The sequence below is a fragment of the Kitasatospora sp. NPDC127035 genome (genome assembly GCF_042726075.1).
Taxonomy (GTDB): domain Bacteria; phylum Actinomycetota; class Actinomycetes; order Streptomycetales; family Streptomycetaceae; genus Kitasatospora.
In genome coordinates, this window is the sequence record NZ_JBHXDN010000030.1 from 46,420 (window position 1) to 65,023 (window position 18,604).

The following is an 18,604-nucleotide window of genomic DNA, read 5'->3' on the forward strand; positions in this document are numbered from 1 at the left end:
CAGGGGTGATCCCGAGCCTCGTGGCCGCCCGGCCGGCGAGCAGGTGCGCGACGGGCGGTGTGCGGTGCGGCACGAGGCCGGGCCGGTCGTGCCCGGCCTCGTGCGGGAGCGTCAGCTGTGCGGGAGGACGAAGTTGTAGCCCTGGGCGCTGTGGGCGCCGCCGGAGGGGCAGACGCCGTCGGTGGGATAGCCCCAGAAGAACATGGAGAAGCATTTCTGGCAGAATCGCCAGTTGCGCTGGGCGGTGGGCGTTTCCGGTACGTCGTACGGCAGGACGAAGTTGTAGCCCTGGGCGCTGTGGGCGCCGCCGGAGGGGCAGACGCCGTCGGTGGGATAGCCCCAGAAGAACATGACGAAACACTTCTGACAGAAACGCCAGTTGTTCTGCGTGCTCCGGATTTTCGCCGGTCCGGGGGCCGGGGCGGCGCTCGCCCGGCCCGTGCCCACGGTTCCGGCGAGGCCCACTGCGGTGGCGCCGAGCGCGCCGAGCAGGAAGGTCCGCCGCCCGTCCCGATGCTTCGAGGGGATCCCGGATTCGTTCAGCTGGTCCACTGTTCGTCCTCCGTTCACGATACTGCGAGGTGTGTACCGCGCCGCCGGGGCGCAGCCCCGGAAATAGTCCCGTCGGGAGTTCCGGCCGTCAAGGGAGAATTCTCGGGTGGTGACCGGCGGCGGCCGTTCCGGAACGGAATTCCGGCCGTCCGGACGGGGCGGGAGTGACAGGCGGGGAGAAACGATTCACCGTTGACGTCGAACGGTTCTCCGGCCGTGTTTTCGCCGGGAAAAGCATGCGGTCCGGAAGGAGATATTCCCGTCGAATTCTGCCGTATGCCGGACGTCGCGCGCCCGGCTCGCACGCCTCGCGCCGTGCGCCGCGCGGAGCAGTGCCGACCCGTACCCACCTGCGCCGTACCTGCACCGCACCGGCCCGAGCCGGCTCGCTCGGGCCGGCGCGGGCCGGTGCGGGTCGGGTCAGACGGTGGCCGCCCACCCGTCGCGCAGCTGCGCGAACGCCTCGTGGAAACCCGGGAAGGTCTTCCGCACGCAGCCGGGGTCGTCGAAGGTGATGCCGGGCGTGCGCAGGCCGGTGACGGAGAAGGACATCACCATCCGGTGGTCGCCGTGGCTGGCGAGCTCGGTGGCGCGGGGCGTGCCCGGCCGGATCTCGATCCAGTCGTGGCCGGTGGCGACGTCGATGCCGAGCCGGCGGAGGTTCCCGGCGCACGCCTCCAGCCGGTCGCACTCCTTGATCCGGGTGTTGGCGACGTTCTCGATCCGGACCGGTCCGGCGGCGAACGGCGCGATGGCGGCCAGGGTCGGCATGGTGTCGGAGATGTCCCGCATGTCGACGGTCAGCCCGCCGAGCCGGCCGTCCGCCGGGCCCTCGACGGTGACCCGCTCGGCGCTGACGTCGACCCGCGCGCCCATCCGGGCCAGCACGTCGACGAACCGCAGGTCGCCCTGGAGCGCGTCGCGGCCCAGCCCGGGCACGGTGAGCCGGTGGCCGGTGAGGGCGGCTGCCGCGAAGAAGTAGCTGGAGGTGGAGGCGTCCGGCTCGATCGGGTAGGTGGTCGCCCGGTAGCCGCCGGGCGCGACCTCGAAGACGTTCCCGGTACGGGTCACGGTGGCGCCGAAGGTCCGCATCATGGCGATCGTGATCTCGACGTACGGCGCCGAGACGAGGTCGGTGACGGTGATCCGCAGCCCCTGCTCGGTGAGCGGCCCGAGCAGCAGCAGCGCGGTCAGGTACTGCGAGGAGAGGCCCGCGTCCAGGGTGATGTCGCCGCCCCGGACCCCGGCGGCGGTGATCCGCAGCGGGTGGTGGCCCTCGGCCCCCTCGTGCACGAGCGCCACCCCGAGGGTGCGCAGGGCCTCGGTGAGCGGGCCGAGCGGACGGCGGCGCATCTGGGCGGAGGCGTCGAACCGGAAGTCGCCGTGCCCGGCGGCGGCGAGGACCGGCAGGAAGCGGGCGGTGGTCGCCCCGTCGCGGCAGTAGACCTCGGCGTCGTTGGCGGGGCCCTGCGGGCGGCCCTCGATCAGCCATCGGTCGGTCTCGCGGGTGAGTCCGTAGCCGAGGGCGCGCAGGCCCTCCGCGAAGCCGTCGGTGTCGTCGGAGACCAGCGGGCGGAGCAGCGTGGTGCTGCCGTCGGCGGCGGCCGCGAGGAAGAGCGCTCTCGCGGTCACCGACTTGGAACCGGGGATCTCGACGACGGTCATGGGGCCTCCTGGGCGCGGGCGGTCCGACGGGTGTCCCGGCCATCCTGCCCGAGGGCGCGCGGCGGCCGGGCGGACCGTCCGGGTGGTGGACGGACCGGTGGACGAGTCGGTGGGCGGACCGGTGGGCGGACAGGTGGAGGGGACGGCCGGCGTTCCGCGCAGGTCGGGGCCCGGCCGGGCTGTGGCACGATGCCAGGGATCGGCCCGAACGGCCGCTGCCCGCCCGGGTCACCGCCCGGGCCACCGTGAGACGAGGAACCTCGTGCCCGAGACCACCCGAGAGGCCGCCGAGACCGCGGCCGACCGCCTCACCTTCCGCCCCGCGACCACGGCGGACGTCGCCGCTCTCGTCGAGCTGGTCGAGTCCGCCTACCGGGGCGACTCCAGCCGGGCCGGCTGGACCACCGAGGCCGACCTGCTGGAGGGCCAGCGCACCGACGCGGAGGGTGTCACCGCGGCCGTCACCCACCCCGACGGCGTGGTGCTGCTCGCCGAGCGGGACGGCGAACTGCTCGCCTGCTGCCAGTTGGAGCGCCGGGGCGAGCACGCCTACTTCGGCATGTTCTCGGTGCGTCCCGGCCGTCAGGGCGGCGGCGTCGGACGGGCCGTGCTCGGGGAGGCCGAGCGGTTCGCGGCAGGGGAGTGGGGGGCCGCCGAGCTGGAGATGACGGTGATCGAGCAGCGGGCCGACCTGATCGCCTGGTACGAGCGCCGGGGATTCCACCGCACGGGCGTCTACTCCCCCTTCCCGTACGGCGACGAGCGGTTCGGGATCCCGCTCCGCTCCGACCTGCGCTTCGAGAAGCTGGTCAAGGCGCTTACCGTCCGGTAATGATGACATTTCGTCAGGACGTGCACGAATCTGACATGCCGTCAAAGTCCTGACCTGCGGTGATGCTGGGATGTCATACCTCGTTAACGATTGGTCTAGGCCATTGTGAGAGGCTGGCGACGCACGGTCACGTTCCGTCCCAGCCCAGGGGGGCCATTTCCGCATGCCCGTACTCCATGGCGACGCCATGTCCGCAACCGACACGGATCCGCGCCGTGCCCGCCGAATATCCGGCGACCGGCCCGGCGACGGACCGTCTCGGCTGCCAGATCCGCCCGACGACCAGGAGCTCTACTGGTACTTCGGACCGCAGCGCCGATGGGTCCTGCTCTGCGCGACCCTCTCCTACGCCGGTGCCACCGCCACGCTGGGCCTCTTCGCGCTCAGCCGGCCGCTGCTCTGGCCGTTCCTCGCACTCACCGTGCTCAACGCCGCGACCTGGCTGCTCTCCATCGCCGACGGCCAGCGTTCCCGCCGCTTCACCCGTGACTCGCACGACCTGCTGGTCCGGGCCTGGAGCCCCGCGCACCACCCCGGCGTCGACCTGCTGCTGCCCACCGCCGGCGAACCGCTCGCCGTCCTGGACAACGCCTACCGGCACACCGCAGCCGTCCGCTGGCCCGGCGCACTCACCGTCCTGGTCCTCGACGACGCGAACCGGCCCGAGGTGCGCGAACTCGCCGAGTCCTACGGCTTCGAGTACCGCGCCCGCCCGGACCGGGGCCGCTTCAAGAAGGCCGGCAACCTCAACCACGGCCTGGCCGAGGGGACCGGCGACATCATCGCCGTCCTCGACGCCGACTTCTGCCCGCGCCCGGACTTCCTGCAGCACCTCGTGCCGTACCTCGACGACCCGAACGTCGGCATCGTGCAGAGCCCGCAGTGCTTCGACACCGATCCCGGGATGTCCTGGCTGGAGCGCGCGGCCGGAGCCACCCAGGAGATCTTCTACCGCTGGATCCAGCCCTCCCGGGACGCCCAGGACGGCACCGTCTGCTGCGGTACCAACGCGCTCTACCGGCGCGCCTCCCTCGAACGCGTCGGCGGCTTCGCCGAGATCGACCACAGCGAGGACCTCTACACCGGCCTCTCGCTCGCCCGCGCCGGGTGGACCACCCGGTACGTGCCCGCCCTGCTCGCCAAGGGCATGTCGCCCACCGGCCTGCCCGCGTTCATCAGCCAGCAGTACCGCTGGTGCCTCGGCTCGCTCGCGCTGGTCGGAGACCCCGACTTCCGGCGCGGCCCGCTGCCCCGCTCGGCCCGGCTCTGCTTCTGGAACGGCATACTCGGCTACCTCACCAGCGCGGTGAACGTCTTCGCCGTCCCGCTGCCGGCGCTGATCATGCTGTTCTTCCGGCCCGACGAGATCGCCCCCTGGCAGGTCCTCCCCTTCCTGCCGCCGATCTGGGTCTCGCTCGTGCTGCTGCCCGCGATGTCCCGCACCCGCTGGCGCTTCGAGGTCACCCGGGTCCAACTCCTGGGCGGGCTCTGCCACGTGGTCGCCATCGCGCACGCGCTGCGACGCCGCAGCGCCGAGTGGGTGCCCACCGGCGCCGTCTCGGGCGGCACCTCGCTGGCCCGGGCCGTCGCCCGGATCGGTGTCGGCTGGCTCGGCTTCGTCATCGTGGCCGGCGCGGCCGGGCTCGCCCGGGCCGTCTCCCTGTACGGCTGGCAGCCGTACTGGGCGCTCGCCGGCCTGCTCGCACTGACCACGTACACCATGGTTCCGCTGATCAGGGCCCTCTGGCCGCTGCTCCGGGGTGGCAACGACGCCACCGTCGCGGACCTCGCACGCCCCGCGGACGACCCGACCCCGGGCTCCGCCGCCGAACTGCGCTTCGGCCGGGCCGAGTCGGTCGCCGTCACCGCCGTGCTGCTGCTCTGCGGCCTGCTGGCGTCCGGCTGGGCCGACCCGCTCATCTTCTGACCTGCCGTCAGAGAACATCTGCTCGAACCGACTTCCCCCTCTTCCTTGCGCGTCGCCCCACCGGCGCGGACTCGCCGCCCGGCCGCCCCATCGGCCCGGCGGCCCCGACCACCGCTGCCAGCCCTGCAAGGAGCACCGCCGTGCCCACGGCCGTACCACCGGGCGCCGAGCCGTCTCGCGCCGCCCTTTCGGATGACGCAACGTCACCGTCCGCCGTCAGCAACGAACTTGTCCCCGTCGTTCTCGTACCCGGGCCGCCCGCCGACACCTCCGGCACCGCGGTCATCGCGTCCGCGGGGTCCGTGGCCACCGGGTCGGCCGTCGAACCGGCCCACCGCGCCGGACCCGCGACCACCGGACCGGCCGACCGGCCCCGGACGCGGGCGGCCTTCCGCCCCGACATCGAAGGACTGCGCGGCGTCGCCGTGCTCTCCGTCCTCGCCTTCCACGCGACCGTGCCCGCCTTCACCGGCGGCTACGTCGGTGTCGACGTCTTCTTCGTCATCTCCGGCTTCCTGATCACCGGCCTGCTGCTCGCCCGCCCGATCGGCCTGTGGGACTTCGCGTCCCGCCGGGCCCGCCGCATCCTGCCCGCGGCGGCCGTCGTCCTGGTCGCCACCGCCCTCGCCGGGGGCGCGCTGCTCGACCCGCTGCGCGGCACCGACCTGGCCCGTGACCTGATCGCCTCCGCCGGACAGTTCGCCAACTGGCGGTTCGTCGGCCAGCAGACCGACTACCTCGCGGCCGAGCGCGACCCGAGCCCGCTCCAGCACTTCTGGTCGCTCGGGGTGGAGAACCAGTTCTACCTGCTCTGGGGCGTCCTGCTGCTCGGCCTCGCCCGCTACCTGGTCGGCCGCCGCCGCACCGCCGCGATCTCCGTCGCCACCCTCGCCATCGGCGGCGTCTCCCTGCTGCTCTGCATCCGGTGGACGGCCGGCTCCGCGCCGCTCGGCTACTTCTCCACCGCGAGCCGTCTCTGGGAGTTCGCCGCCGGCGCGTGCGCCGCGCTGGCCGCGCCGGCGCTCACCGCCCGCCTCGGGCGCGGCGGACCCGGCACGCGCCTCGGGGGCTGGGTGCTGCGCGTCCTCGGCTGGGCCGGCGCCGCGGCCGTCGTGATCGCGGTCTTCCGGTACGACCGCAACACGCCGTTCCCCGGCAGCGCCGCCCTGCTGCCCGTCCTCGGCACCGCCGCCGTCCTGCTGGCCGGCCCGGCCCACCGTGCGCTCGGCCCCACCGACGCCGGCCGGCTGCTCGCCACCCGGCCGCTGCGTGCCGCCGGCCGCCTCTCCTACGCCTGGTACCTCTGGCACTGGCCGGTCCTGATCATCGCCCAGGCCCGCTACGGCGCCCTCCCGTGGACCACCCTGGTCCTGCTCACGGCGGCGAGCGCCCTGCCGGCCTGGCTCACGATGCGCCTGGTCGAACAGCCGCTGCGGTACGGCAGCAGCCCGGCCCCGCGCCGCGGGCTCGCGGTCGGCGCCAGCGCCCTGATCATCCCGCTGATCGCCGGTCTCACCCTGGGCGGTGGGACCGTCCGGGCACTCGGTGACCCGAACGCGCCCGCCGTCGCACCGGCCGGCGCCGTGGACGGCCCGGGCCTGCTGGCCCCCGGGATCAGGGTCCTCGCCCTCACCCCCTCGCTGGCCCGCGCCCGGGAGGACTTCCCGCCGGGCAAGGGCTGCGAGATCCCGCTCGCCGCGGAGAACAGCCCGCGCTGCCTGTTCGGCACCGAGTCCAGCCCGGACCGGATCGTCCTGATCGGCGACTCGCACGCCGGACAGTGGATCTCCGCGGCCCTCGCCATGGCCGACCAGCGGCACTGGGCACTGGAGGTGCTGGTCAAGCCGGGCTGCCCGCTGGCCACGCTGACCGTGCGGAACAACGTCCTCGGCCGCACCTTCGAGGAGTGCGACCGCTGGCGCGAGAACACCCTCACCCGGCTGGCCGTCGGCCCCAAGCCGCGCCTCGTCCTGATGGCCGGCCTCAACCGGTACGGCGGCCAGGACGAGCGCACCGAGGGCTGGACCCGCACCCTCGACCGGCTGTCGGCCCTCGGCACACCGCTCGCCTACCTGGGTGACACGCCGATGCCGGGCAAGGACATCCCCACCTGCCTGGCCGCCTCCGACGGCCGTTCGGACGCCTGCTTCTTCCCGCGCGAGTCGGCCTTCGAGCGCGACCCGCTGATCGACGGCGGTCTGGCCGGGCGGTACGGCGTCAGTGTCCTCGACCTCGGTCCGCTGCTCTGCCCGGGCACCGGCCTCGACTGCCCGTCCGTGCTGGAGGGAGTGATCCTCTACCGCGACACCGGCCACATCACCGACACGCTGGCCCGCGTCCTCGCCCCGCGCCTGGACCAGGCGCTGCTGGCCGGCCGGAGTTGAACAGGCGCGGCTGACCGGCCCCGAACGGATCGGCCCCGTACGGTCCGGCCCCGTACGGACCGGCGGAGGACCGATCGGTGCGGGGCCGCCGGGCAGCGACGGGCGGCGGCCGAGCCGTTCCGCGGTGCAGCGCCTGCGCCCCGACGGCGCAGGCCCTGGCACGTGCCCCGACACAGGGGCCCTGAACGGGACCTTGCACACGGCTCCGACACAGGCCCCGCGGCCGGCCCCGGGAGAGCCGTCGGTCCCGCCGCGCCCGCCTCAGCCGTAGATGCTGTGGCAGAGCCGGGCCTGCTCCGAACCGGCCGGCCAGCGGCCGAACCGCTCGGCCTGGTCGCAGATCGACCCCGGCGCGGCGGCCGGCGCCGCACCCGCCGGAGGAGCGCCCGCGTCGGGGCCGGGCGCCGGGGCAGGCCCGGCCGCCGGCGTCTCCGCCGACGTGGCGCCCGCGCCCGGAGCTCCGGCGGAGCGGGTGGGTACCGGGCGCGGGGTCCGGCTCCCACCCGGCTTCGGACGGGTCGTCGCGGCACGGTCGCTCCCCGCCCCCGGAGCGGCCGGGGAGGCGCCGTTCCCGGCGAGCCCGGGACCCTGGGCGGCCGTCGGCGGTCTGTTCTCGGCCGCGGTCGGGGCGGGCAGTGGCGAGGGCGCCGGGACCGGCAGCAGATCCGGCACCGGCGGGACCGAGGCGGAGGGCGTCGGCGTCGGCGACGCCGGGAACGCCACCACCCCGGACGACTCGTCACCTGACCCGGGCCCGCACATCGTCAGGACGGCCGCCAACCCGGCGGCGATCCCCGCGGCGCCCGCCACCCAGGCCCAGCGGGGCCGCCGGTCCGGCGTGACCCCACCGGTCGCACCCGCCCCACCGGTCGCACCCGTTCCCGCCGGGGCCGCCGCGGGCGGTGGGGGCACGGCGGGTGGCGGGGCCGGCACCGGTGGAGGCTGCCACCTCTGCTCCGGCCACTGCCACTGCCCGCCACCCGCGGGACGTCCGCCGCCTGCCGGTTGTCCGCCCATGTCCTCGTCCTCCTGCCGTCGCAGCCTCGCCTGCCCGTCGACGAGCGGTGACCCCCGCCGGCGCCGGGCCGTACGGGACCGAGCCCGTACGGCGCCGACCACCCGCTCGCCGTACCCAACGAGTGCGCCGACGAGGGGACATGACCCGGACGAGGGTTGTCGCGGCGCGCGGGGTCCTCCGGGGCGTACGCTGCCTGCCGTGCCCCGGGTGCGGTCACCCCAGGTCAGCCACATGCTGGGGGGCATGAAAACCATCAGTACGTCCGGCGCGACGAAGCCCCTGGTCGAGATCGCCGACTTCCGCACCGACAGCCGCTACCGGCTGGTCCGCTTCGAGGGCCACGGCTGGGAACCCCTGGCCCCGGAGGAGTTCGAACCACGGATCCGTCAGCTCTTCCCGGACCTCGACCCCCACGACGCCGTCCGCGTCCGGTGGAGCGACCGCCCCTGGGAATGGCCCGCCTGGCACCCCGGTGAGGCCTGACCGGGGGAGTGGCCGCTGCCCTGTACAGTTGACGCCGCCCGTTGACCGCGGACTCCGGACGCTCCGCCGACGCGGTCCGCCGGTACGACGCCCCCCGGAGCGGAGCCCGTTGACACGTCGTCCGCCGAGGGACCGCCGGTCGGCGGGTCGGCCCGCCGCACGCCCCCGGAGGCGCGGAGCGGCTCCGGGCGAGCGGGTTCACGGGAGGAGGCGGCGGATGGGCGGACCGACGAGTACGGCCGGGTACGGCGAGGCGGCGGATCAACTCGCCCTCCAGTACGAGGCCGTGACCTTCACCGAAGTCCACCGTGAGGTGCTCCACCTCCTCCCGGCGTCACCCGGCACCGTCCTGGACGTCGGCGCCGGCACCGGACGGGACGCCGCCGCGCTGGCCGCGCTCGGACACCGGGTGGTCGCCGCCGAACCGACGACGGAGCTGCGCCGGATCGGACGACGGCTGCACGCCGGGAGCGGCGTGCACTGGGTCGACGACGCGCTGCCCGGACTCCCCCGGCTCGGCGCGGGGGAGGACCGGTTCGACGCGGTGTTGCTGACCGCCGTGTGGATGCATCTGTCGGCCGAGGAACGACCCCCGGCGATGGAGGCCCTCGCCGGACTGCTCGCCCCGGCCGGTCGCCTCTTCCTCACCCTGCGACACGGCCCGGTCCCGCCGGGGAGGCGGATGTTCGACGTGTCCGCCGACGAAACGGTCGAACTCGCCCGCACCCGGGGCCTGGACCTGCTCCTGCGCACCGGACGCGCCGACCTGCACGGCCGGCCGGACGTCCGGTGGACGGTACTCGCCCTCCGGAACGGCCCGGCCTGACCTCGCGCGGCGCGGTCCTGGCCGTGGCGAAGGGACGACGGCGGGACGGCGCGGGGCCCGGACACGGGTTTTCAGGCGGGCTGCCACAGCTCGACCCGGTTGCCCTCGGGATCGGTGACCCAGCCGAATCGACCGACACCCTCCATGTCCTGGGTCTCCTCGGCCACGTCCGCCCCTCCGGCGCGCAACTGCGCGAGCATCGCGTCCAGGTCGCGGACGCGGAAGTTGAGCATGGTCCGCTGGCCGCGGGACCCGAAGTAGTCGGTCCCGGACTCGAACGTCGCGAACACCGTCGGCCCGGTTTCCTGATGCCACAGGCCGTGCGCGTCGGCGTCCAGGCCCAGGTGGTCGCGGTACCAGGCGTTGAGGGCCGCCGGGTCCGCGGCCCGCAGGAAGTATCCGCCAATTCCCCGTACGTGTTCCATGCCGCCATCCTGCCAGGACGGCGACCGGCCGGACCGGCACCACACGTGTGGCGCGCACCCCGTACGCGTAGGCAGGTGTGGTCGGGCGGGCGGTCCGGCCGACCGCCGGGACGATCCGGGCGACCGGGCGACCGGGCGGGAGCGGGGCGGCGGCGGGTGCGGGCCGGCGGGGCCGGGCGGCGCTACGACCAGGCCGAGGCCGCCCTGGTGAGGTCCGAAGGGTCACCGCCGGTGTGCGGGGCCGCCGTCCGGGGCGTCTGCGCCCCGGGTGCGACGAGCCGGACGGGGACGGGGCAGGCGTCGATCAGCCCGCTCAACTCCGCCCGGCGGGAGCGCCGTCGGGCCTCGCGGAGGCGTCGGGCCGCGCGGCGGGCGGCGCCGGGACGGTGGAACGCGGGTGCGGCGGCAGGAGTGGCGCCGCCGGACCGGTCGGTGCCGCCGGGGCGGTCGGGGCCGGTGGCGTCGGCGGTCACCACGAGCAGGCCGCCGACGCGGTCGGGGTGGGCGGCGGCGTAGCGCAACGCCGGTGCGGCGACGGCGGCGTGGGTCACCAGCACGGGGCGTGAGCGGACCGGGTCGAGCAGGGCCGCGAGCCAGTCGGCGTCGGGGGCGGCCGTGGGGGCGGAGCGGCCGAGCCCGGGGAGGTCGGCGGTGAGTGCGGGGGCGTCGAGCCGGCCGGTGGCGTCCGTCCAGGCGGCGGTGTCCGCGCCCGGCCCGGGGAGCAGGACGTAGCGCGGTGTCCGGCGGTCGCCGTCGAGGTAGGTGCGTCCGCCGGCGACGTCCGCGAACCCGCCCGCCGGGCCGCCGGGGCCGTGGCCGGTGGGTGCGGCCCCGAAGCCGTCGGCGACCAGGCGGTCGGCCCAGCGGCGCAACAGGTCGTCCACCGGGGGGTGGTGGAGTCCGGCAGCCCGGGCGAGCCGGTCGGCGGAGGCGGTGTCGTAGCCGTCCTCGACGAGGAAGGACAGGGTCTCCGGGTCGGCGCCGGTGAGGGCGCGGGGCAGTCGCCGTACCAGGCCGACCGGGACGAGCCCCCGGGGCGCCGGGACGTCCAGGTGCCGGGCGATCAGGGCGATCAGTTCGGGCAGCGGTGGGGTGGCGGGGTCGAGGACGGTGTGGGAGTGGGCCGGTCCGTCGTCGAACTCCGGGACGACGGCGAGGAATCGGGCCAGGTGGTCGATCGCGACCACCGGGAGGAAGGTCCGGGCCGTCCCGGGCAGCAGGGGGAGGCGGCCGGACCAGAGCTGGCGGACCAGGTCCGCCAGGCCCAGGTACTGCCCGGCCTCGCCGGTCTCCGAGTGTCCGATCACGCTGCTGGGGTTCACCGTGGTGAGCGGAACGCCGAGCTCGGCGGCCGTGACGCGGACGGCGGCGTCGCCGAGGTGCTTGGACGCCTCGTACGCCCCGAGCCGGGCGTAGAGGGTGTCGGTCTCGGCGGGCGGGAGGGGGTGGCGGGGCGCGCTGTCGCGGCCGACCCGGTACCCGGAGAGGTGGACCAGGCGCCGGAGCTGCGGCCGGCCCGCCGCCCAGTGGAGTGCGGTGAGTGCGCCCTCCACGTTGGCGGCGTGCGCCTCGGCACGGTCGAGGCCGAAGCGGTAGAGGGCGGCGAGGTTGTGGACGTCACGGACGGCGGCGAGCCGGGCGTCGTCGGCGGGCGACAGCCCGAGTCCGGGGCGGGTGAGGTCGGCGGTGACGGTGGTGAGGGCGCCGTCGTCGGCGCCGTGCGCCCGCAGCCAGGCGCGGAGTTCGCGGTCACGCGGTGAGCCGGGGCCGGTGCGGACGCCGGCGGCCACCGGCTCTCCCCGGCCCAGGAGTTCGAGGAGCAGCCAGCGGCCGAGGAAGCCGGTGGCGCCCAGGACCAGGGTGTGCGGCGGTGGCCGGTCGTCGGGGAAGGCGTCCGGCTGCCGGGGCTGCGGGCGGGGCGTGGTGGTCATGGTGCTCTCCTCTTCGGTGGTCCGGTCCGGTCGACCTGATTCTGTAGACCGGTCTGCATATTTTTTGGGCATGGATGCGGTGGTGGTGGAGGGCGAACCGTGCCCGGGGGTGTGTCCGGGTGCGCGGTGGGGATCTGCCGCCGGGGGCGGGTGGGCGCCGAGGCCGGCGCCCACCCGTGCTCAGCCGGTCCGCTGCGAGGCCGGGCTTTCGCGGGTGGCCTGCGTGGCCTGCGCGGCCTTCACGTCGAGCAGGTGGCGGACGGCGTGCGTCGCGGCGGTCAGCGGTTCGGGGGAGCGGCGGACGCGGGCCAGCAGGACCGCGCCCTCCAGCAGGGCGAGCGCCTGGCCTGCGGCGACGTCCGCCTCGGCGGGGTCGAACCCCTCGGCGGTCAGACGCTCGGTCAGGACGCGCTGCCAGCTCGCGTACACCTCGACGCAGACCTGGCGGAGCGCCTCGTTGCTGCCGGCGATCTCCAGTCCGACGGTGGCGATCGGGCAGCCCTTGGTGTACTCGGACCGGGCGAGACGGTCGGCGAAGGCCCGCGCCAGCCCGGCGACGACGGTCGCCGCGTCGGAGCCCTCGCGGGCGAGGGAGGCGAGCAGCTCCTCGACCTCCTGGCCGGCCTGGATCAGGGCGGCGGTCACCAGCTGGTCCTTGCCCTCCGGGAAGTGGAAGTAGAGCGATCCGCGCGGTGCGCCGCTCTCCGTCACGATCTGGTTGAGGCCGGTGCCGAAGTAGCCCTGTGCCTCGATCAGGCCGCGCGTGCCGGCGATCAGCCGGGCGCGGGTCTCCTCGCCTTTGACTCCCATGCGGAAACAATAGACCGGTCTGCATATTTTGTCGACGGGGCCATCCGGCGGTGCCGGTTGCGGTGGCTCCGGCCCGGTCGAGGACGGGGGAGGGCGGCGGGGCGAACGGATGGCACACCGACAAGAATCCGCGGGCACTTCTGGTGAAGATCACCATCACGGGCCGGGCCGGGCTCGCCCAGGATGTGAGCAGGGCCCGACCGGAGCGAGCCCCGGGGGTACGGACGGCCCCGCCCGGTCACCGCCCCGGAGGGCACGTTCGGCGTCGTCGTCCCGACGACGCCGGCCACCGGCCAGCCGGAAACCGTCGCCGACGTCCGCCGTGCGCGCAGGTGTTCCTGCCGCGGCGACCGCGTCCCCGCACCCGAAGGACCCCACGAGTGACCCTCCGCACGATCAAGCCCGGCAACCGCGGGTACCTCTACGTCAACAGCCACCCGACCGGCTGCAGCACGGTGGTCGACCACCTGTGGCAGCAGATTCCGGAGCCTGCCGACGACCGTCCCGGCCCGGTCGCCCTCGTCATCGGCTCCAGCGCGGGGTACGGGCTGGCCGCGACCCTGGTCGGCCTGCGCGCCCACCGGATGCGCGGACTCGGCATCGCCTTCGAGGCCCCCGCGACCGAGCGCCGCACCGCCGGCGCGGGCTGGTACCGCACCGCCCGGACGGCCGAACTCGCGGCCGAGGCCGGCGCCGACTTCACCTTCCTCAACGGCGACGCGTTCTCCGACGGGGTCAAGGAGGAGGCCGCCGACCGGATCGCCGCCCGCTTCGGCAAGGTCGACCTGCTCATCTACAGCGTCGCGGCCCCGCGTCGCACCGACCCGGTGACCGGCGAGGTCCACCACTCCGTCATCAAGCCGCTCGGCAGCGACTACCGGGCCAAGACGCTCGTGTTCGAGGACGGCACCCCGCGGATCGGCGAGCTGCACCTCCAGATCGCCGACGAGGCCGAGCGCGACGCGACCGTGCAGGTCATGGGCGGCGCCGACTGGCAGCTGTGGGTCGACGCCCTGCAGTCCAGGGGCCTGCTGGCCGACGGCTTCCGGACCGTCGCGCTCTCGTACGTCGGGTCGGACATCACGGCCCCCGTCTACCGGGCCGGGACCATCGGCGCCGCCAAGCAGCACCTGGAGGACACCGCCCGCACCCTCAACACCCGTCTCGACGGCGCGGGTCACGCCTACACCGTCGTCGCCGGCGCGGCCGTCACCCAGGCCTCCACCGCGATCCCGAGCATCGCGCTCTACACCAGCATCCTCCACCGCGTCACCGGGGACGGCTGGCAGACCACCGTCGACCAGGCAGCGGAGCTGTGGAGCCGCCTCTCCGGCGACGCCGAACCCGACCTGGACGACCAGGACCGCATCCGGCTGGACGACTGGGAGATGAACCCCCGGGTGCAGACCGCCGTCCGCGCCATGTGGGACCGGATCGACGCCGAGACCATGGACACCCGTGCGGACACCGGCTGGTTCCGCGAGCAGGTCGGCCGGCTCTACGGCTGGGACGTTCCCGGCGTCGACTACGAGGCCGAGGCCGAGACCGCCGTCCCGTGGCCCGCCTCCCCGTCGTCCGGCGTCTGACGTCCGGCCTCTGACGCCCGGCCTCTGACGCCCGGCCTCTGACGCCCGGTCGGCGCCCGCCCGGCGCCCGGGCATGGGCGCTAGCGGGAGGCCGCCGGGTGCAGGCGGCGGAAGGGGTCCGGGGTGCGGCGGCCGGCGGGCGGGAGGTAGACGAAGAGGTGGTGGCCGCTCGCGGGGAGGGCGAGGGCGGTGTAGTCGAGCACGCCGGTGTCCAGTGCGGGGTGGCGCAGCGCGAGGCGGCCCTGGCGGGGCGGGGCGGCCCGGTGGCGGGCCCACAGGGCGGCGAACTGCGGACTGCGGGCGGAGAGCCGGGTGACCAGGGCCGTCAGCTCGCGGTCGTCCGGGCGGTCCGCGTGCTGGGCGCGCAGCCCGGCGACCAGGTCCGCGCCGATGGAGCCGGTGGGGGCGTGGTTGGCCCGCTGGGCGGCGCCGTGCGGGCAGCAGAACACCTGCCAGAGGAGGTTGCGTTCGAGGGCGGGCCGGGAGGCCGGATCGGCCATCAGCGCGGCGGCGCAGGGATTCCAGGCGAGCAGGTCGAACCGGGGCCCGGTGACGAAGGCGGGCGAGCGGTCGAGGGAGGCGAGCAGGCTCCGGGCGGTCGCGTCGACGGTCGCCGGGCCGTTCACGGCGGCGGTCGCCGGCGCGGACCGTCGGTGGGCCAGCCGGTGCAGGTGGTCCCGTTCGGGTTCGGTGAGCAGCAGGGCCGCGGCGATGCCGTCCAGCACCGGGCCGGTCGGCAGCCGCTGGCGGCCCTGCTCCAGCCTGGCGTAGTAGTCCGTCGAGATGCCCGCCCGGACGGCGACCTCCTCCCGGCGCAGGCCCGGCGTGCGGCGGCGCGGTCCGACCGGCAGCCCGGCGTCGGAGGGATCCAGGCCCTGGCGGCGGGCCCGCAGGAACGCGCTGAACGGAGTGTCGGGCATGGTCCCACGCTGCCACAGCCCGGCAGCCGTATCCAGGACCCGGCAGACCCGGGCTCCCGGGCCCAGGACGATCCGGCCGCTGCCGCCGCCCGTCCCGCCGAGGGATGCTCCCGGCATGGGACTTCTCGACCGGAAGGTCACGATCATCACCGGCGCGGGCCGGGGCATCGGCGCGGCAGCCGCCGAACTGTTCGCGGCGGAGGGCGCGTTGCTCGTCCTGGCCGCCCGCACCGGCTCCGAGGTCGAGGCGCTGGCGGCCCGGCTGCGGGCGCGCGGCGCCGACGCGGTGGCCGTCGCCGCGGACATCTCCACGGCCGAAGGGGCCGAGCGGCCGGTACAGGTCGCGCTGGACTCCTTCGGCCGGCTCGACGCCGCCTTCGACAACGCGGGCTCGGGCCCGATGCCCGCCCCGCTCGCCGAGCGGACCGAGGAGGACTGGGACGCCGTCCACGCCGTCAACCTCCGCGGCACCTGGCTCTGCCTGCGGGCCCAGCTCCGGGCGATGCTCGCGGGCGGCCGGGGCGGCTCGATCGTGCTGTGCAGCGGGGTCGGCGGCCTGGTGGGCGGGTTCGGGGACGGCACCCAGCAGGCGGCCAAGCACGGGCTCGCCGGTCTGGTGAAGGCGGCCACCACCGACTACGCCCGGCACGGCGTCCGGACCAACGCGATCGCGCCCGGGGTGGTCCGGACGCCGTCCGCCGAACCGCTGTTCACCGCCGGGCCGGCCTTCGGCGAGGCCGTCGCCCGCTTCACCCCGCTCGGCCGCCCGGCGAGCGCCACCGAGGTCGCCCAGGCCGCGGCCTGGCTGCTCAGCGACCGGTCCTCGTACGTGACCGGGGTGACGCTCCCCGTCGACGGCGGCATCACGGCGACCCGGTCCTTCGTCTGAGGCGTGCGGACGGTGCCCGACGGCGCGTCGCCGCGCTCGCCCCCGCCGTCCGGGAGCACGCCGCGGACCCGCTACCGCCGGGGCGGGACCGAGGACTCGGCGAGGACAACGCGCCGGTCCGGTCGGCGGGTTCGGTGAGGTACGGCCGTGCGGCGTGGAGTTTCGCAATGGTCACGAACGGTTCCCGGGGAAGTGGCTTCCGGTTCGGGGAGCGTCCCCTAGCGTGCCGGGCATGACACAGAGTCACCACGTCAGCTCCGGCAGCCCGTCCGCCGCGTCACCCGCCGCCCGTCCCGGCAACCGCCCCGGCGGCCGCCCGGGCAACCGCCCCGGCACCTCGGCCGACGACCGGCGCGACCTCCGGTCGAGCGCGGGCCGGCACACCGCCGTGCTCGCCGCCCTCGTCGCGTCCGCGCTGGGCCTGGGCACCGTCGCGCTGAGCGCCCCGAACGCCGCCTCCGCCGAGCCGCCCGCCGCCACCTCCGGCCCCGCCGCGTCCGGCCCCGGGTCCCCCGACGACCCCGCCGGGTCCCCCGGCCTCGCCGCTGCCGCCGCGGCCCCCGCCCCCGGTGACGTCGTGGTGACCGAGAGCTTCTCCGGCACCTCACTCCCCGCCGGCTGGACCGCCGTGGAGGGCGACTGGAAGGTGGCGAACGGCCGGCTGGTCGGCACCTCCGCCAACTCCGGCCAGCAGAGCCGGATCACCTTCGGCCGCCACCTCGACGACTTCCGCATCGAGGCGACCGCCCGCTTCGAGTCCGTCGTGGACAACGCCCGCTGGGCGGCGCTCGGCCTGGACGTCCCGGCGAGCGGCGCCACCCCGTGGTCGATCGCCACCGTGCGGACCGGCACCACCGCCGCCAACGGCCTGGAGTTCGCCCGGCGGACCACCGCCAACAGCTGGCTCGTCACCGACACCGCCGCCGCCCCGGTCGCCGCCGGCACCGGCCGCGACGTGCGGATCGCCGTCGAGGTGCACGGCACCACCGCCCGCTGGATCTTCGACGGCCGGGAGGCCGCCCGCACCACCCAGGTCGCCCGCAGCGCCGACGGCGGCCAGGCGCTCGTCGTCAACGGCGCGAAGGTGTCGTTCGACGACCTCAGGGTGACCGCGCTCGCCCCGGGCGGCCTGCTCCGGCCGGCGGGCTCCCCGCTCACCGTCTTCGCCCACCGCGGCGCCTCCTCCGCGGCACCGGAGAACACCCTGGTCTCGGACGAGGTCGCCCGGCGCGGTGGCGCCGAGTGGATCGAGAACGACGTCCAGCCCAGCAAGGACGGCGTGCCGTACATCCTCCACGACGACACGGTGGACCGCACCACCGACGGCCAGGGGCGGATCCGCGACCTGACCTCCGCCCAACTGGACGCGCTGGACGCCGGTTCCCGGTTCGGCCCGGCCTACGCGGGTGCCCGGGTGCCCACGCTCGCGGCGCAGTTGGAGGATCTGCGCACCCGTGGCGGCAACCTGCTGCTGGAGATCAAGGGCCGGCACAGCCGCGACGAGGTCGCCCGGATCGTCAAGGAGGTGCGCGACCACGGGATGGCGGGCCGCGTCCTCGTCCAGAGCTTCGAGGTGGACGCCCTGCGGCACACCCGCGAGCTGGCACCGGAGTTGCCGCTCGGCCTGCTGCGCAGCACCCTCGACGCCGACCCGGTGGCGATCTCCAGGGAGCTCGGCCTGGCCGCCTACAACCCCTCGGACGGCGCCGTCTCCGCCCGGCTCGGCGTGGTGAAGGACCTGCACGCGGCCGGCGTCGCGGTCAACGTCTGGACGGTCGACGCGGCCGCCCGGTGGAAGGCGCTGGAGGCCGCCGGCGTCGACGGCATCATCACCAACCGTCCGGCGGAGCTCGCCGGCTGGAACGCCGCCTGGCAGCAGGCCGGCGCCGTCGCGCCGCCCGCCGCACCCACCGTGGCGATCACCTCCCCGGCCGCCGGGGCCGCCCTGGACCGTGCCCAGCAGCCGGTCACCGCGGTGCAGGCGCGCGGCGCCGACTCCGTTCGGCTGACCCTGGACGGTGCCGAGCTCACGCCGGGCACCGCGCTCGACACCACGGCGCTCGCGCTCGGCCGGCACACCCTGCGGGCGGAGGCGACCGGCCCCGGCGGGCGGGCCGAGACGACGGCCGAGTTCACCGTCGCGGCCACGCCGACCGGTCTGGCCTCGCTGGTCCTCACCTCGGGGGCGGACCGCAACGCCGTCGCCACCCTGACCGTGATGCTCGGCCAGGGCCAGTACGGGCCGCTCGCCCGGTGGGCCGAGAACCAGTCAGGCCGGACCGTCCCCGCCGACCGGGCCCGGCTGATCGCCGCCGACGCCCTCGCCCTCGGCGGTACGCCCCCCGCCAACGGCTGA

Annotated in this window: 14 protein-coding genes; 8 read left to right on the forward strand and 6 right to left on the reverse strand. The window is 75.6% G+C overall.

Annotated elements, in window-relative coordinates; translation table 11 throughout:
• Nucleotides 1-111 precede the first annotated feature (111 nt).
• Together ACFWIC_RS21260 and aroA are read right to left on the reverse strand one after the other, a co-directional pair.
• A complete protein-coding gene (locus tag ACFWIC_RS21260) occupies nucleotides 112-552 on the reverse strand; it encodes a hypothetical protein (RefSeq protein ID WP_380519726.1) in 441 nt (146 codons plus the stop codon).
• Between the two features lie 420 nt (nucleotides 553-972).
• A complete protein-coding gene (gene aroA, locus ACFWIC_RS21265) occupies nucleotides 973-2,217 on the reverse strand; it encodes a 3-phosphoshikimate 1-carboxyvinyltransferase (protein WP_329948022.1) in 1,245 nt (414 codons plus the stop codon).
• 262 nt (nucleotides 2,218-2,479) lie between these two features.
• Here aroA and ACFWIC_RS21270 point away from each other — a divergent pair, with 262 nt between their 5' ends.
• The 5 genes from ACFWIC_RS21270 to ACFWIC_RS21290 all read left to right on the forward strand — a co-directional run bounded on the left by ACFWIC_RS21270 (nucleotide 2,480) and on the right by ACFWIC_RS21290 (nucleotide 9,687).
• The gene (locus ACFWIC_RS21270; protein ID WP_355406218.1) at nucleotides 2,480-3,049 is read left to right on the forward strand and encodes a GNAT family N-acetyltransferase; all 570 of its coding nucleotides are present in this window, start codon (nucleotides 2,480-2,482) and stop codon (nucleotides 3,047-3,049) included.
• 187 nt (nucleotides 3,050-3,236) lie between these two features.
• A complete protein-coding gene (locus ACFWIC_RS21275; RefSeq protein WP_355406216.1) occupies nucleotides 3,237-4,976 on the forward strand; it encodes a cellulose synthase catalytic subunit in 1,740 nt (579 codons plus the stop codon).
• Between the two features lie 302 nt (nucleotides 4,977-5,278).
• Nucleotides 5,279-7,360 (forward strand): acyltransferase family protein, encoded by a 2,082-nt coding sequence (locus ACFWIC_RS21280; protein ID WP_380519727.1) that lies wholly within the window; start codon nucleotides 5,279-5,281, stop codon nucleotides 7,358-7,360.
• A 1,261-nt stretch (nucleotides 7,361-8,621) separates the two neighbouring features.
• Nucleotides 8,622-8,861 (forward strand): hypothetical protein, encoded by a 240-nt coding sequence (locus tag ACFWIC_RS21285; RefSeq protein WP_380519728.1) that lies wholly within the window; start codon nucleotides 8,622-8,624, stop codon nucleotides 8,859-8,861.
• 217 nt (nucleotides 8,862-9,078) lie between these two features.
• Entirely contained in the window at nucleotides 9,079-9,687 is a 609-nt protein-coding gene (locus ACFWIC_RS21290; RefSeq protein ID WP_380519729.1) for a class I SAM-dependent methyltransferase, read from the forward strand.
• A gap of 71 nt (nucleotides 9,688-9,758) precedes the next feature.
• On the opposite strand, the gene ACFWIC_RS21295 is transcribed toward ACFWIC_RS21290, so the two are convergent.
• From ACFWIC_RS21295 to ACFWIC_RS21305, 3 genes are all read right to left on the reverse strand, one after another.
• Nucleotides 9,759-10,112 (reverse strand): VOC family protein, encoded by a 354-nt coding sequence (locus ACFWIC_RS21295; RefSeq protein WP_355407670.1) that lies wholly within the window; start codon nucleotides 10,110-10,112, stop codon nucleotides 9,759-9,761.
• Between the two features lie 182 nt (nucleotides 10,113-10,294).
• Nucleotides 10,295-12,043 carry an SDR family oxidoreductase gene (locus ACFWIC_RS21300; protein WP_380519730.1) on the reverse strand — a complete coding sequence of 583 codons (1,749 nt, stop codon included), beginning with the start codon at nucleotides 12,041-12,043 and terminating at the stop codon, nucleotides 10,295-10,297.
• Between the two features lie 180 nt (nucleotides 12,044-12,223).
• Complete coding sequence (locus ACFWIC_RS21305; RefSeq protein WP_380519731.1) at nucleotides 12,224-12,853, reverse strand: TetR/AcrR family transcriptional regulator; 630 nt, start codon at nucleotides 12,851-12,853, stop codon at nucleotides 12,224-12,226.
• 380 nt (nucleotides 12,854-13,233) lie between these two features.
• Here ACFWIC_RS21305 and fabV point away from each other — a divergent pair, with 380 nt between their 5' ends.
• Nucleotides 13,234-14,439 (forward strand): enoyl-[acyl-carrier-protein] reductase FabV, encoded by a 1,206-nt coding sequence (gene fabV, locus ACFWIC_RS21310; protein WP_355407676.1) that lies wholly within the window; start codon nucleotides 13,234-13,236, stop codon nucleotides 14,437-14,439.
• An 80-nt stretch (nucleotides 14,440-14,519) separates the two neighbouring features.
• On the opposite strand, the gene ACFWIC_RS21315 is transcribed toward fabV, so the two are convergent.
• Nucleotides 14,520-15,359: a helix-turn-helix transcriptional regulator gene (locus ACFWIC_RS21315; RefSeq protein ID WP_380359323.1), complete on the reverse strand. Its 840-nt coding sequence runs from the start codon at nucleotides 15,357-15,359 to the stop codon at nucleotides 14,520-14,522.
• A 115-nt stretch (nucleotides 15,360-15,474) separates the two neighbouring features.
• On the opposite strand from ACFWIC_RS21315, the gene ACFWIC_RS21320 reads away from it, so the two are divergent.
• Together ACFWIC_RS21320 and ACFWIC_RS21325 are read left to right on the forward strand one after the other, a co-directional pair.
• Nucleotides 15,475-16,248 (forward strand): SDR family NAD(P)-dependent oxidoreductase, encoded by a 774-nt coding sequence (locus ACFWIC_RS21320; RefSeq protein WP_380519732.1) that lies wholly within the window; start codon nucleotides 15,475-15,477, stop codon nucleotides 16,246-16,248.
• A gap of 232 nt (nucleotides 16,249-16,480) precedes the next feature.
• Nucleotides 16,481-18,604 carry a glycerophosphodiester phosphodiesterase gene (locus ACFWIC_RS21325; protein WP_380519733.1) on the forward strand — a complete coding sequence of 708 codons (2,124 nt, stop codon included), beginning with the start codon at nucleotides 16,481-16,483 and terminating at the stop codon, nucleotides 18,602-18,604.

Excerpts from the sequence above, each read along its gene's own strand:
- ACFWIC_RS21315 (WP_380359323.1), bottom strand. The coding sequence starts at position 15,359 with ATGCCCGACACTCCGTTCAGCGCGTTCCTGCGGGCCCGCCGCCAGGGC.
- ACFWIC_RS21305 (WP_380519731.1), bottom strand. The coding sequence starts at position 12,853 with ATGGGAGTCAAAGGCGAGGAGACCCGCGCCCGGCTGATCGCCGGCACG.
- ACFWIC_RS21290 (WP_380519729.1), top strand. The coding sequence starts at position 9,079 with ATGGGCGGACCGACGAGTACGGCCGGGTACGGCGAGGCGGCGGATCAA.
- aroA (WP_329948022.1), bottom strand. The coding sequence starts at position 2,217 with ATGACCGTCGTCGAGATCCCCGGTTCCAAGTCGGTGACCGCGAGAGCG.
- ACFWIC_RS21285 (WP_380519728.1), top strand. The coding sequence starts at position 8,622 with ATGAAAACCATCAGTACGTCCGGCGCGACGAAGCCCCTGGTCGAGATC.
- ACFWIC_RS21300 (WP_380519730.1), bottom strand. The coding sequence starts at position 12,043 with ATGACCACCACGCCCCGCCCGCAGCCCCGGCAGCCGGACGCCTTCCCC.
- ACFWIC_RS21295 (WP_355407670.1), bottom strand. The coding sequence starts at position 10,112 with ATGGAACACGTACGGGGAATTGGCGGATACTTCCTGCGGGCCGCGGAC.
- ACFWIC_RS21275 (WP_355406216.1), top strand. The coding sequence starts at position 3,237 with ATGTCCGCAACCGACACGGATCCGCGCCGTGCCCGCCGAATATCCGGC.
- ACFWIC_RS21325 (WP_380519733.1), top strand. The coding sequence starts at position 16,481 with ATGACACAGAGTCACCACGTCAGCTCCGGCAGCCCGTCCGCCGCGTCA.
- ACFWIC_RS21320 (WP_380519732.1), top strand. The coding sequence starts at position 15,475 with ATGGGACTTCTCGACCGGAAGGTCACGATCATCACCGGCGCGGGCCGG.